Annotated in this window: 13 protein-coding genes; 5 read left to right on the top strand and 8 right to left on the bottom strand. The window is 65.1% G+C overall.

Annotated features, from left to right (window positions below):
* The first annotated feature begins 64 nt into the window (after window positions 1-64).
* Window positions 65-811, top strand: coding sequence for a hypothetical protein (locus tag NWF22_RS15560; protein WP_258321166.1), 747 nt, complete (start codon window positions 65-67; stop codon window positions 809-811).
* 266 nt (window positions 812-1,077) lie between these two features.
* On the opposite strand, the gene NWF22_RS15555 is transcribed toward NWF22_RS15560, so the two are convergent.
* The 3 genes from NWF22_RS15555 to NWF22_RS15545 all read right to left on the bottom strand — a co-directional run bounded on the left by NWF22_RS15555 (window position 1,078) and on the right by NWF22_RS15545 (window position 3,738).
* Window positions 1,078-2,736, bottom strand: a complete 1,659-nt coding sequence (locus tag NWF22_RS15555) for an FAD-binding protein (protein WP_160903504.1) — start codon at window positions 2,734-2,736, stop codon at window positions 1,078-1,080.
* A gap of 80 nt (window positions 2,737-2,816) precedes the next feature.
* Window positions 2,817-3,086 carry a cytochrome C oxidase subunit IV family protein gene (locus NWF22_RS15550; RefSeq protein WP_160903505.1) on the bottom strand — a complete coding sequence of 90 codons (270 nt, stop codon included), beginning with the start codon at window positions 3,084-3,086 and terminating at the stop codon, window positions 2,817-2,819.
* A gap of 4 nt (window positions 3,087-3,090) precedes the next feature.
* Window positions 3,091-3,738 (bottom strand): cytochrome c oxidase subunit 3, encoded by a 648-nt coding sequence (locus NWF22_RS15545; protein WP_309249715.1) that lies wholly within the window; start codon window positions 3,736-3,738, stop codon window positions 3,091-3,093.
* Window positions 3,739-4,111: 373 nt separating this feature from the next.
* Here NWF22_RS15545 and NWF22_RS15540 point away from each other — a divergent pair, with 373 nt between their 5' ends.
* From NWF22_RS15540 to NWF22_RS15530, 3 genes are all read left to right on the top strand, one after another.
* Complete coding sequence (locus NWF22_RS15540; protein WP_160903506.1) at window positions 4,112-4,975, top strand: alpha/beta fold hydrolase; 864 nt, start codon at window positions 4,112-4,114, stop codon at window positions 4,973-4,975.
* Window positions 4,976-5,156: 181 nt separating this feature from the next.
* Window positions 5,157-6,341 carry an acyl-CoA dehydrogenase family protein gene (locus NWF22_RS15535; protein ID WP_160903507.1) on the top strand — a complete coding sequence of 395 codons (1,185 nt, stop codon included), beginning with the start codon at window positions 5,157-5,159 and terminating at the stop codon, window positions 6,339-6,341.
* 35 nt (window positions 6,342-6,376) lie between these two features.
* Window positions 6,377-6,913 carry a flavin reductase family protein gene (locus tag NWF22_RS15530; RefSeq protein ID WP_160903508.1) on the top strand — a complete coding sequence of 179 codons (537 nt, stop codon included), beginning with the start codon at window positions 6,377-6,379 and terminating at the stop codon, window positions 6,911-6,913.
* A gap of 106 nt (window positions 6,914-7,019) precedes the next feature.
* Here NWF22_RS15530 and NWF22_RS15525 read toward each other — a convergent pair whose 3' ends face one another.
* The 5 genes from NWF22_RS15525 to NWF22_RS15505 form a co-directional block, all read right to left on the bottom strand.
* Window positions 7,020-7,826, bottom strand: coding sequence for a crotonase/enoyl-CoA hydratase family protein (locus NWF22_RS15525; RefSeq protein WP_160903509.1), 807 nt, complete (start codon window positions 7,824-7,826; stop codon window positions 7,020-7,022).
* Window positions 7,823-8,590 carry an SDR family oxidoreductase gene (locus tag NWF22_RS15520; protein ID WP_160903510.1) on the bottom strand — a complete coding sequence of 256 codons (768 nt, stop codon included), beginning with the start codon at window positions 8,588-8,590 and terminating at the stop codon, window positions 7,823-7,825. The genes NWF22_RS15525 and NWF22_RS15520 overlap by 4 nt, the downstream gene beginning before the upstream one ends.
* A 79-nt stretch (window positions 8,591-8,669) precedes the next feature.
* Window positions 8,670-9,965, bottom strand: coding sequence for an FAS1-like dehydratase domain-containing protein (locus tag NWF22_RS15515; protein WP_258321165.1), 1,296 nt, complete (start codon window positions 9,963-9,965; stop codon window positions 8,670-8,672).
* Between the two features lie 79 nt (window positions 9,966-10,044).
* Window positions 10,045-10,287, bottom strand: a complete 243-nt coding sequence (locus NWF22_RS15510; RefSeq protein WP_160903512.1) for a hypothetical protein — start codon at window positions 10,285-10,287, stop codon at window positions 10,045-10,047.
* A gap of 13 nt (window positions 10,288-10,300) precedes the next feature.
* Window positions 10,301-11,488 (bottom strand): amidohydrolase family protein, encoded by a 1,188-nt coding sequence (locus NWF22_RS15505; protein WP_160903513.1) that lies wholly within the window; start codon window positions 11,486-11,488, stop codon window positions 10,301-10,303.
* Window positions 11,489-11,857: 369 nt separating this feature from the next.
* On the opposite strand from NWF22_RS15505, the gene NWF22_RS15500 reads away from it, so the two are divergent.
* A complete protein-coding gene (locus tag NWF22_RS15500; RefSeq protein WP_160903514.1) occupies window positions 11,858-12,715 on the top strand; it encodes a mycofactocin-coupled SDR family oxidoreductase in 858 nt (285 codons plus the stop codon).
* Window positions 12,716-12,782 lie beyond the last annotated feature (67 nt).

The raw sequence follows: 12,782 nt of genomic DNA, 5'->3' as shown, positions 1-12,782 counted from the left end.
AATGTCGCAGCTGTGTGAGCGGCTCTCATCACGACACCGCCATAGTTCAAAGGAGATCGGTGCAGTGGACCTCAACAAGGCCTACCTCTACAAATTCCAGCGCCTGGCCGCCTGGTCGGGCTTCCTCGTCATGGCCGTTCAGGGCGTGTGCTTCTTCATGCTCGCCAAGGTGCAGCCACCGATCGACCCGGAATGGTCGGCAATCCAGGTGCAGGACTGGATGATCGACAATCGGACCGGGATTCTGTGGAGCATGGTGATCTGCTCGTTCATCATCCCGTTGGAATATCTGTTCGTGGTGACGACCAGCTGGCAGATGCGCCGGATCGAACGCGGCTGGGGCGTGTTGACCATGACCCAGGTGCTCACCGGCGTCGTGGCGCCCGTCGGGTTCCTGTACCCGATGTTCATGCTGTCAGCCGCCGCGCTGCGTGTCGAGGAACGCTCACCTGAGCTGATCCAGCTGATGACCGACGTGTTCTACTACTCGTACGTGGGTTTCGCCTTCGTGTTCTGCGTGCAGGTGATCGTGCTCGGCATCGCCACGCTCATCGACTCGCGCAGGAACCCGGTGTTCCCGCGGTGGTTCGCCTACGTCAACTTCTTCCTCGCAGTCGTTCTCGCCCCCGGGGCATTCATCTACCTGTTCACCTCGGGCCCGCTGGCCTGGAACGGACTGTTCGCCTTCTGGCTGCCGTGTCTGGCCTATTTCGTCTGGAAGGTGGCCACCCCGCTCCTGCTGCTCAAGGCCGTCACGCAAGAGGAGGCCGAAGCCGACAACGCCGAGAAGGCTGCTCCCGTGCTGATCTGATCACCCCGTCACCCTCGGCACACCTGGGCGCCGGCCGCACAGCGGCCGGCGCCCTCACGTGTGGACAAGGCCCCGATGCAGCACCCGGCCGAGCGGCACCGGACGAGCGGCACCCGACGACGGCGCGCATCGGTGTCGCATCCCCCCGGCTCCCCGGGGTACCGCGTTGTGCGACACCATCAGATGGACCACGAGAGGGCCACGGCGATCTGATCGCCGTGGCCCTCTCGCCGTCATCGCCCGTCAGATGTGACGGGCCCGTCGGTTCACTCGGTGTCTGCGTTCACGCGCCCGCTCTCCACCAGATCACCGCTCGCGCCCGCGCCTGCCGCGATGTCGGCCACAGCCTGATAGGCGAAGGCGAGCGCCGAGCCGATGGGAGTCCCGGCGCCCGGGTACACCTTGCCCGACATCGCAGCCATGGTGTTGCCCGTGGCGTACAGTCCGGCGATCGGTTCCCCGTCGGCTCCCAGCACCCGAGAGTCGGCGTCGGTCTTCAGCCCGCCCTTGGTGCCGATGTCGGAAAGTAGCAGGGTCGCCGCATAGTACGGCGGAGTGTCGATCGAGACGATCAGCGGGTTGGGACCCTCCGCCTCGATCGGTACGACAAAGTTCTGTTCCGGCAGCGCCGGATACCCGACGATGAACTGGCACATCTGATCCCACGGCGTCTCACCACGGTGGAATTCTTCGTCGACGCCGCTTTCGACATACCCGTTGAAGGTCTGCACCGAGGCCGTCAGCTCGGCCGTCGGCACGTCGATCAGAGCAGCGAGCTCCTCGAGCGTGTCGGCCTTCTTGAGAGCGCCCGAGGTGAACCAGTCGTCGGCGATGGGGGTCTGCGGTGACTTGCCGCCGAACCCGTCACGGGAGAGCTGCTTGTGGTCGAACACCCAGTGGGTCGGCGTGTGCGACACGTCGGTGTCGCGTTCTCCGTCACGGATGGCGTGCCCGGCCTGGTCGTAGGGTGCGGTCTCGTTGGTGAACCGCTTGCCTTCGGCATTGACCCAGATGCCACCGCGCGATGCGTGGTTGAACAGGGGTTTGCCGTCCGGCTGCACCACACCGGGTACGTACCAGGCCTCGTCCATCAATTCCGTGTCGGCACCCACCGCGATGCCGGCCAGCAGTGCGTCGCCGACGTTGGAGTCCACACCGTCGGACCAGTCACCGGTCGACGGGATCGCCCCGTACTTCGCCCGGAGCTCCGGATTGTGCTCGAACCCACCAGCGGCAAGGAGAACCCCACGTTCGGCGCGCAGCGCCACCACCTCACCGTCGCAGCGCGCTTCGACGCCCGTAACCCGACCGTCCTCGACGATCAGGCGACTCAGTGCCGTGTTCACGCGCACGTCGCCGTGTCCGGTGTCCAGGAACGCGGCCAGCGCCCGCGCAATGAAGGCACGCCCACCGACCAATGTCTCGTCCTCGGTGTGACCATAGCGCTCGGTGTAGATCGATTTGCGGACGAGATCGGCCTTGTCGCCGAGTTCGGCAACCGTGATCGGCGCCGGGAAGACCGTTCGGCCGTGTGGCGTCGCCCCGGGCAGGCCGGCGAAGTAGTCGGGCACCGTCATGTGCGTGAACTCCCCGAACCAGGGGTTCTTCTCGAGTTCGTCGATCAGGCGGGGCCCCGCGGACAAGTAGGCGTCGTGTAGCTCCGCACGACTGTCGTCACCGACGACAGCACGCAGGTACTCGCGGGCAGCCTGGCGGTCCGACTCGTCGATTCCTGCCCGGGCTACCGGCGCGCTGCCCGGGAACCACAGTCCGGCACCGGAATACGACGTGGTTCCGCCGACCTGGTCGGTCTTCTCGATGATGAGGGTCCGCAGGCCGCGGGAGGCGGCAAGATAGCCGCCGATCATCCCACCACCACCGGATCCGACGACGACGACGTCGTAGACTTCCTCGTTGACTGACATACATCTCCTCCTGTGTCTCGATTTGTTCTCCGCCGCGCCGAGGGTCGGCCACGGTCACGTCAAGCAGATCCTGGTGTCACTCACAGCAGAACCAAGGCGCCGACAAGGACGAGCCAGAGTGCGACGCAATAGAATTCGAAGATCCAGCGCAGTTCCCTGCGCGCATGCCGTATCTCCATGAAGTCCAGCCCGACCAGGCGGACCTTGTAGGCGGCCAATGCCAGTACCACCACCGCCACCGGGGTCCCGGCGTGCATCTGCAGGCTCAGGATGGGACCGACGACCGCCAGGAGCACGAGGATGATCCAGGTCCGCACATACCGTTCGGCGAGCAATCCGTTGAGTGTCATCGGATCACGCCACGAGGTACACGAGCGGGAACAGCATCATCCACAACAGGTCGACCAGGTGCCAATAGCATGTTCCTCCCTCATAGAACACCCGACCCGATCCCTCCGATCGGATCCGTCGGCGCGCCCGAAGCATCAACACCACGAGGACGACGAAACCGAGCGCCACATGCGCCAGGTGCACACCCGTGAGGATGAACAACCACATGAAGTACGGATTCGAGTCGGGACCATGACCTTCCTGGACGAGGTGGGTGTACTCGACGGCCTTCAGTGCCGTGAACACGACCGCACACAACGCTGCGCCGGCAAACGCCCACGTCGCCCGACCGAATGCCGTCGCCCGGACGTTGCGCAGAGCGATCACGACGATGAGTGAGCTGGTCAGCAGCACCATGGTGTTCGTCAACCCGATGGTGAGATCGAGCGACTCCCGCGACATCAGATACAGCTCGGGGTCCTTGGCCCGGTCGAACAGGAAGGCGACGAACATGATCGCGAAGATCGCCATGTCACCGAGCAGAAAGACCCATAGCCCGGGCTCGCCCGGCACCCCGGATGAGGACATCTGATCGGTCGGGCGGGCTGCTCGCGACCGCACCGCCTCATCGTCGGCGCCACCCACCGCGCTCTCGGTCGGGGTCGACTGCATCACTCCACCTTCTCGGACCGGCCCACCATCACCGACCGCCCTGTTCTGCTCGGCTCTCACCGTCTGCGTGCCTGCACGTCATCGCCTCCCACCCGAAGGTCCTCCAGCGTGACGGTGTTCAGCACGCTCACGCGTGTTCGCTTCCACTCAGCGAGATCGATCGAGGCCGAGCGCGCGGTGGCCGGATCGCGGACCTGCGCGACTCCGGCACGCCCGCGCGCCTCGTCTCACTGTGCGGAATCGGGCCGCGCCAGAGACCATTCCGATCTCTAGCGTGTGCTCCGGCGGTCCGTCGCGCGAACCCACGTCGTGCGACACCCGACTGCGCACGACGTATGCAGTGCAACCGCTGCCGAACATCGGAGGACGCCCCATGACAGAGACATTCACATACGACTCGACCAGTCGGACGATGGCGGTCGACGGCGTCGAGGTGCACTGGCATGACGCCGGTTCCGGACCACCGCTGATCCTGCTCCACGGTTCGGGCCCGGGGGTGAGCGCGTGGTCGAACTTCCGCCACAACCTTCCGGTCTTCGCAGAGCACTTCCGGGTGATCATGCCCGATCTGCCCGGCTTCGGCGGTTCCGAACTCCCGGAACCCAAAGAGGTCTATCCCCTCGCCGCAGCCCGGTGGGTGGCGCGACTCATGGACGAGCTCGAGATCGAATCCTCCCCCGTGGTAGGCAATTCGATGGGTGGCGCGGTCGCCGCGGAGATGGCCGGACATCTACCCGAACGCATCGACCGGATGGCGATCATGGGATCGGGCGGCCTGTCGGTGAGTCTGTTCCAGACCGAGCCGAGCGAGGGTTTTCAGCGACTGTTCGCGTTCCTGCAGGAACCGACCCGTGAACGGATGGTCCAGTGGATCGACACCATGGTGTTCGACAAATCGCTGATCACCGACGAACTCGTGGACGAGCGCATGCGCAACGCCACTGCCGAGGGTGTGCTGGATCGCACTCGCGCCATCTTCGGCGCGATGTTCAACCCCACGCTTCGCGAAACCTACACACCATTGTGGAAGCGCCTCGAGACGATCACCACTCCCACGTTGATGCTGTGGGGACGCGAGGACCGGATGCTTCCCTACGACCAGGCCCACCTCGCCAACCGGTGGGTCCCCGACATCGAACTGCACACGTTCGCCAACTGCGGTCACTGGATCCAGGTGGAGAAGAAGGCCAGATTCGAGCGGGTGGTACTCGAGTTCCTGACCCGGGAATCGGACTGATCTGCACCACCACCCAGCCCACGGGACCATTCCCGCAGGCCACACCCCGACGGCCCGGAGGGAATCACCGCTATTCCCGCTGAGTGGAAAGTACCACCCACGGCCGACGAAGAGACAACAGAATCACAATCATCCGCCCGCCGGGCGGGAAGGACTACAAGGAAGTCAGAGGTGTGATGGCATGGCGCACGAAGTCATCAAACGGATCGAGGAAGCAGGACCGGAGCTGGCGTCCCTGGCCGAGGAGAACGAGCGACTCGGCAAGCTGAGCGACCGGACCGCGGAGCTACTCCGTCAGACGGGGGTCATCCGGTTGCTGCAGCCCACCGACTTCGGCGGCTATGCGGCACACCCGCGGGACTTTGCCGCCGCGGTCATGGCGATTGCCGCCAGCGATCCCGCCGCCGGCTGGGTGGCCGGCGTCGTCGGTGTGCATCCCTGGGAGCTCGCCCAGATGGATCGTCAACTGCAAAAGGAGATCTGGGGCGAGGACCCGGACACCTGGGTCGCGTCACCGTACATGCCGAACGGCGTCGCGGATCCGATCGACGATGAATCGTTCGTCCTCAGCGGCCGGTGGCCGTTCTCCTCCGGGTCCGACCACTGCCAGTGGGACTTCCTCGGCGCGCTCAAAGGCACCGGCGCGGGTGCGCCGATCATGCCGCCCGAGGTGATGCACGTCGTGCTGCCGAGGTCGGACTATGAGCTCATCGAGGACTCCTGGGATGTGGTGGGCCTCAGCGGGACCGGTAGCAAGGACGTCGTCGTGAACCAGGCGGTCATCCCCGCCTACCGGACGGTGACGCAGGCCGATATCTCCGACGGGACGGCCTCGGCTCGTTCGGGTCGCCCCGAGGCGGTGTACAAGCTGTCGTTCGGTGTGATGTTCCCCCTCGGCATCACGGCCGCGGTGGTCGGCATCTGCGAGGGTGCCCTCAAGACGCATCTCGAGATCCAGAAGGATCGGGTGGCGGTCACCGGGGTCCAGGTGCGCGACGATCCGTACGTGCTGCACGCGGCCGGCGAGGCCGCGGCCGAGATCGAGGCCTCACGGGTGCAGCTGATCGAGGGCATCAGCCGCCTGCACGACATGATCGAGAACGGGATCGAGCCGAGCATCGAGGATCGCTCCAACCAGCGCCGCAACCAGGTTCGCTGTGCGTGGCGTGCGGTCTCGGCGCTCGACGAGATCTTCGCCCGCTCGGGTGGCGTCGCCATCCGTAAGAGCAGCCCGATGCAACGCTATTGGCGCGACGCACATGTGGGTCTGCAGCACATGATTCACGTGGACGGCGCGCCGTATCATTCGAACGCGCTGCACAACATGGGACTCGAGACACCCCCCGGGATGCTCGTCACCATCTGATCACGAGCACCGGCGAAGGCGACAGGACCGACGACATGACCGACACCGATTCCACCAGGATCTTCGAGGCGCGACACCTGCGCGACGTGCTGGGGAACTTCCCCACGAGCGTCGTCGCGGTCACGACCACCGCGGCCGACGGCGTCCCCGTCGGAATGGTCGTTGGATCGTTCACCTCGGTGTCCCTGGATCCACCGTTGGTGTCATTTCTGGTCGACAGGTCGTCCTCGACACTGCCCAAGATCCTTGCTGCCGGGCGGTTCTGCGCCAACGCGCTGGCATCGGATCAGGAATGGCTGTGCCGGCAGATGGCAAAGAAGGGTGCGGATCGATTCACCGGCGTCTCCTGGGAACGGTCTGCCCACGACAACCCCATCATCGACGGCGTCGTGGCCTGGGTCGACTGCACGATCGACAAGACCGTTGAGCTCGGCGACCACTTCCTGGTCGTCGGGTTCATCGGGGATCTCAACGTGGCGTCGGTCAAGCGCCCACTGTTGTTCTTCCGTGGCGGCTACGGCGACTACACGTCCACCTCGCAACTGCTGCTCGACAGCCACCTGCGCTCCTGAACCCGCATCATCAACACCGGGGCATCGTCAGAGCGATGCGGAAGGGGCCGGCGAGGATCAGACCTCGCCGGCCCCTTCCGCGTCTTCACTTGTCACGTCACCCGACTCAGCGCCCGCTCCACTGCGGCGCCCGCCGCTCGGCAAACGCCGCCGGCCCCTCCCGGGCGTCATCGGATGCGAAGACCGGATCGGTGTAGGCAGTCTGGCGCTCGAATGCCTCGTCGTCGGTCCAGGTGCGCGAATGGTGGGCCAGGGCCTTGCTGGCCCGCACCGCGAGCGGCGCGTTCCCAGCGATCGTGGCGGCGAGTTCACGTGCCGCGTCGAGCGCGCCGCCGTCGGCAACCACCCGATTCACCAGTCCGTGCCGTTCTGCCAGTCCTGCCGACATCGGGTCGCCGGTCAGGAGCAGCTCCAACGCTATGGCCTGTGGCAGCACCCGGGGCGCTCGAAAGATCCCGCCCGCTCGCGCAACGAGTCCGCGTTTCACCTCCGGTAGGCCGAATCTCGCGCTCTCGCCGGCGACGACGAGGTCGGCGGCGAGCACCATCTCGAATCCACCGCCGAGAGCCCACCCTTCGACCGCGGCGATCAACGGTTTCGCCGGCGGGCGCTGCACCAGACCACCGAATCCACGGCCTTCGACGACGGGCCGCTCTCCCAACTGGAAACGTTTCAAGTCCATTCCGGCGCAGAATGTCCCACCCCGCCCGGTCAGGATGCCCACGGATATGTCCGGATCGGCGTCGAGGCGATCGAGTGCGGCCGCGAGTTGCTCGGCAGCACTCCTGGTCATGGCGTTTCGCTGATCGGGCCGGTTGATGGTCATGATCAGCACACCGCCGGCCACCTCGGTCAGGATCTCGGCACCGGGATCGGCCGTGGCGTCCGCGGTGGTTCGCCTGCCCGTGCTCATCGCGGAGCCATCCTGATCGCACCGTCGAGACGGATCGTCTCGCCGTTCACGTAGGCGTTCTGCAGAAGGGTCAGAGCCATCCCCGCGTAGTCGTCGGGCAATCCGAGACGCTTGGGGAACGGTACCGAAGCGGCCAACCCTTCTCGGATGTCGTCGCGCAGGCGCGCGAGCATCGGCGTATCGAAGGTGCCCGGCGCGATGGTGTTGACACGGATGCCCACGCTGGCCAGGTCGCGCGCGGCCACCAGGGTCATGCCGTGGATTGCTGCCTTGGACGCGGTGTAGGAGGTCTGCCCGATCTGCCCATCGAAGGCGGCGACCGATGCGGTCAGCACGATGGCGCCGCGTTCGGTGTCGATCGGTTCGTTGCGCGCGATCCGGGACGCAGCGAGCCGGAGCACGTTGTAGCTCCCGATCAGATTGACTTCCAGCACGTCGCGAAAGCTCTGCAGCGCGGCGGGCTCGCCCGCCTTGTCGAGAATGCGCAGCCGGTCACCGCCGCGACCCGCGCAGTGGACGGCACCGCGCAGCGGACCGTGCGACTCCGTCGCGTCGAGTGCCTCGACCAGGCTGTCCTCGTCGGTCACGTCGGCCGGTACGAACACGGCCGCCGTCCCGAGGCGTTCGGCGGTCACCTTTCCGTCCGATGACGGAAGGTCGGCGATGATCACGCGTCCGCCCGCCGCCACTATCGCGGTTGCGGTCGCCTCACCCAGCCCGGACGCGCCGCCGGTGACCAGGAAGGTGTTGCCGTTCAAGTGCATCTCTGCCGTGTCCTTTCACATACCTCACCCCGACGACAGGTGGTCGTCGGGATACTCGATGGTGACATGCGACTCAGTATCACCCGCGTCGCTTCGCCGCCCGCAACTCGCCATGCCGCTTGAGCATCTGCGCCGCGATCGCCTCGAGGTCGGCCGGCGGTGTGCGCAAGGCCGCGAGACCCGAATCCCGGCTCGGCAGAGACACCGTGGCGGTCGCCGGACAGGTGACCTCACCGCGCTGGCTCGTACCACGGAACCCGATGTCGACCAGATGTCGCCGGCCCTCGACCCGCTTGCCCACGACCTCGCCGGTGAACGTGTGGACGTCCCCGAGGTAGTTGAATTTGCGCATCTGGCTCGACATCGACTCGACCCAGCCGTCGTCACCCACCCAGTCGGTCAGATAGTGGGTGAGCCAGCAGTCGCGCATCATCCCGTAGTCGTAGGACGCGGGGATGCCGATCGAGCGCGCGTACTCCGCGTCCCAATGGATACGCTGCGCCACATCGGGGATGCCTTGTTCGTTCGGAATGTAGAAGGCACCGATGCGGTGCCGATTCTGATGCCACAGCCGGCCGGTGCACGGCGTATAGGGCGCGAATCCATATCCGCCCGAATGGAACACGACCATATCGGTGACGGTCAGCGGCCCCTTCGCCATCGTCGGTAACTGCTCACCGACGGTGACGTCCTCCCAGTATCGCGGTTGGGCACCGCGACGCTGCTCAGCGGCATAGATCTCGTCGATGGCCGCGATGTCGTCGGGCGTGTAGGTCGCGCGTTCGATGGTGTCGTACTTCTTGCGCTTCTTGGATTCGTGGCGTTCGGTGTGGATCGTCAGCACACGCTGGATCTGGACGATCTCGGCGCGCTGATTGAACTGGACGTGAATACGGGTGACCAGCAGCGAACGGCCGGCGAACTCCGAATCCTTGAACTCGACGTTGTCGAATCCCTCGAAGGAGTAGACGGTGTCGCCGTCGTAGACCGGGCGATACCAGTCGGTGGTGGTGCCGGAGACGAACACGTGGATGCCACGGAACGGCGGACGGCGCTGTTCGGTCGGGATCGGGTCCGCGAGGAGATCCTTCGTGACCGCGATGTTGATCATCGGCGGTGCGATCTGCGCGCCCCAGCGGGTGTCGAGACCGTAGTCCTCGTCGACGAACAACGGATTGTCGTCGCCGTAGCTGCGGGCGAATGCCCTCATCACGTCCGGTGAGGCCCGGGAGAACTGCTCACGCTTACGGACTGCGTGATAGACCCCGACGATGTCGCGGGCACGCTGGATGTCCTCGTCCTTGAAGGTGAAGACCTCTGTGGGCTGCGGAGCCTCCGGAGTCTCCGCAGCCTTCGAAACAGCCTCAGTGCTCACAGGTGGATGCCTTTCGAAAACCATGCCTTGCGGCATTCGGGAATGCCGAGTTCGATTCTGTCGCCGGTGTACCCGAGAATCAGAACTCGATGGTCGCCTCGTCGTGCACGCCGGCGCGGATCTCCTCCATCGCGGCGAGCCTGCGCACCATGTCGGCACGGCTCATCACGATGTCGTCACCACCGACCCCGCGATCGAGGCGATCGATCCGGCCACGTTCGGCCGCGATCTCCTCGTCGAGCAGTGACCCGGCGAGGTCACGGGTCAGCAGATCCTGATCCACCCAGTCAGCCTGGGGGACTTGCTCGATTGGTTCTTCCATCACCGAGTCCGTCCTACGAGGTGCGCGGGAAATTGAGCAGACGCCGTGCATTGAGTTCGACGATCTTGTGCACTTCGTCGTCGGGTACGTCGAGCATCGTGTCGTGCACGATCTTGCGACTGTTGGGCCAGTTGGAATCCGAGTGCGGGTAGTCACCTTCCCAGGTGATGTTGTCGATACCGACGAGGTGGCGGTTGGCGACCCCGAAGTCGTCGTCGATGAAGCAGCCGAAGATGTGCTCGGCGAACAACTCGGATGGGCGGACCGACTGATTGATGTTCTGGTAATAGCGGTGCTTCTCCCACACACCGTCCATCCGTTCGAGCATGTACGGAACCCAACCGATTCCGCCCTCGGACAGCATGAACTTCAGCCCCGGATGCTTGTGGAACGTGGGCGAGAACAGAAGGTCGACGGTCGCGTACATCGAGTTGCAGCCGAACAACGCGGTCATGACCGCCATCGGCGCCTCGGGGCAGGTGATCGGCGGCTTGCCCGAGGTGCCGAAATGAACGCACAACGGTTGGCCGGTCTCCACCGCCGCACGATAGACGGGATCCCAGTGATCGGTGTGGAAAGAGGGCAACCCCAACGGATATGGATTCTCCGGGAAGGAGATGGTGCGGGCACCTTTGGCAGCCGTGCGGTAGATCTCCTTCACCGACTCCTCGATCGACCAGAGCGGCAGAATGACCAATGGGATCAGCCGCTCGGGATCCGCCGGGCACCACTCGTCGAGGACGTAGTCGTTCCACGCCTGCACCGACAGCAGCGCGAGCTCCTTGTCCTCACTCTCGAGGAAGACGGTTCCCGCGAAGCGCGGGAACGACGGGAACGACAGCGTCGCCTGCACGCCGTCGATGTCCATGTCGCGCAAACGCGCCTTGGGCTCATAGCAGCCGGGGATCATGTCCTCGTAGCGTGTCGGTTCCGCGCCATACTCCTCGGGCTTCTTACCTGCCACCGCATTGAGTCCGATGTAGGGATAAATCCGACCCTCGTACTGCCAGACCTCGGCGAGCTTCGTCTCGCCGGCCTTCCGGCCGCCATCGCCGGAATGTATCGACTTGGGCATCAGTTTCTCGATGATCTTGGGACCGGCGTCGGCGAAGCGCTTGGGCAGTCGGTCCTGCCACAGGCGAGGGTGCTCGATCAGGTGATCGTCGGTCGAGATCAGGTGCATGTGGTCCTGAAGTGGCATTCGGAGCCTCCTGAAGCTGTTCGGCTTCTACGCTAACTTGTATAACTATCTAGGGCAAAAGGAGCACGGCCTGACCCACTCGGCGCCATCGAGCCCGGCACCGAGGCTGCCCGATCGCCCACTGCCTTCCATCTGCATGTCTCGATCACCGGGACCGGCCGAGGCGCCGACTCCGGCGGATTGGGAGTGTGAAGCCGCGCAGACGTTGCCATGATCGGCCTCACACGATATGAATAGCAACTAGGTTAAATATGTCAGCGGCCAGTCGTGAGTCGGCGACGGTAGGTTCCTGCGGCACGCGGATGCGCTGCGACATCGATCGGTTTCCGGGCCGGAGAAGCTCCCGGGCCAGAGAACGGAGAGACGAGAATGGGAAAACTCGACGGCAAGATAGCGGTGGTCACGGGGGCCGGTCGGGGCCAGGGACGTAGCCACGCAATCACCCTCGCGGCCGCCGGCGCCGACATCATCGCGCTGGACCTGTGTGCCGACATCGCCACCAACAGCTATCCCCTGGCCGGCCGCGAAGACCTCGACGAAACCCGGCGCTTCGTCGAGAAGGAGGGACGCCGGTGTGTGGCCGAGGTCGCCGACGTCCGTGATCCGCAGCAACTCCGGGCGGCGATCGACAAGGGCGTCGGGGAACTCGGCGGCCTGCACATCGTCGTCGCCAATGCGGGCATCTGCCCACTCGGTGACGTCCCGCGTCAGGCCTTCATCGACGCCGTCGACGTCGACCTCGTCGGCGTCCTCAACACAGTCAGCGCCGCCTACCCGCACCTGTCCGCGGGGGCATCGATCATTGCGACGGGTTCGGTTGCCGCGCTGATGAAGGGCAGCGGGACAGACGTTCTGGGCGCAGGCGGTTTCGGCTACAGCCACTCCAAGCGTGCGGTGGCCACCTATGTCCACGACTGCGCGCTGGCGCTGGCACCGGAGAAGATCCGGGTCAACTGTGTGCACCCGACCAACTGCAACACCGACATGCTCCAGAGCGAGCCGATGTACAAGGTGTTCCGCCCCGACCTCGAGGCGCCTGCGGCCGACGACGTGGTGGCCGCGTTCGCGACCACACAGCCGATGAACGTGCCCTGGGTGGAGCCGGAGGACATCAGCAAGGCCGTTCTGTTCCTGGCGTCCGACGATTCGCAGTACGTGACCGGGCTGCAACTCAAGGTCGACGCGGGCGCCGCGCTCGTGCACACCAATGCCTACTCGCTGAAGTAGCCAGCCGATTCACCTGACGCGCAGCCCAATAGGCGTTGTCCATGATGACACCAGTGTGAGGATCACA

Source organism: Gordonia mangrovi (assembly GCF_024734075.1).
Lineage (GTDB): Bacteria > Actinomycetota > Actinomycetes > Mycobacteriales > Mycobacteriaceae > Gordonia > Gordonia mangrovi.
Note: the sequence above shows the minus strand (reverse complement) of the source record. Positions and strands in the feature narration are given on the sequence as shown.

Coding starts and splice junctions, on each gene's coding strand:
- NWF22_RS15555 (WP_160903504.1), bottom strand. CDS start 2,736: ATGTCAGTCAACGAGGAAGTCTACGACGTCGTCGTCGTCGGATCCGGT.
- NWF22_RS15550 (WP_160903505.1), bottom strand. CDS start 3,086: ATGACACTCAACGGATTGCTCGCCGAACGGTATGTGCGGACCTGGATC.
- NWF22_RS15545 (WP_309249715.1), bottom strand. CDS start 3,738: ATGCAGTCGACCCCGACCGAGAGCGCGGTGGGTGGCGCCGACGATGAG.
- NWF22_RS15540 (WP_160903506.1), top strand. CDS start 4,112: ATGACAGAGACATTCACATACGACTCGACCAGTCGGACGATGGCGGTC.
- NWF22_RS15535 (WP_160903507.1), top strand. CDS start 5,157: ATGGCGCACGAAGTCATCAAACGGATCGAGGAAGCAGGACCGGAGCTG.
- NWF22_RS15530 (WP_160903508.1), top strand. CDS start 6,377: ATGACCGACACCGATTCCACCAGGATCTTCGAGGCGCGACACCTGCGC.
- NWF22_RS15525 (WP_160903509.1), bottom strand. CDS start 7,826: ATGAGCACGGGCAGGCGAACCACCGCGGACGCCACGGCCGATCCCGGT.
- NWF22_RS15520 (WP_160903510.1), bottom strand. CDS start 8,590: ATGCACTTGAACGGCAACACCTTCCTGGTCACCGGCGGCGCGTCCGGG.
- NWF22_RS15510 (WP_160903512.1), bottom strand. CDS start 10,287: ATGGAAGAACCAATCGAGCAAGTCCCCCAGGCTGACTGGGTGGATCAG.
- NWF22_RS15505 (WP_160903513.1), bottom strand. CDS start 11,488: ATGCCACTTCAGGACCACATGCACCTGATCTCGACCGACGATCACCTG.
- NWF22_RS15500 (WP_160903514.1), top strand. CDS start 11,858: ATGGGAAAACTCGACGGCAAGATAGCGGTGGTCACGGGGGCCGGTCGG.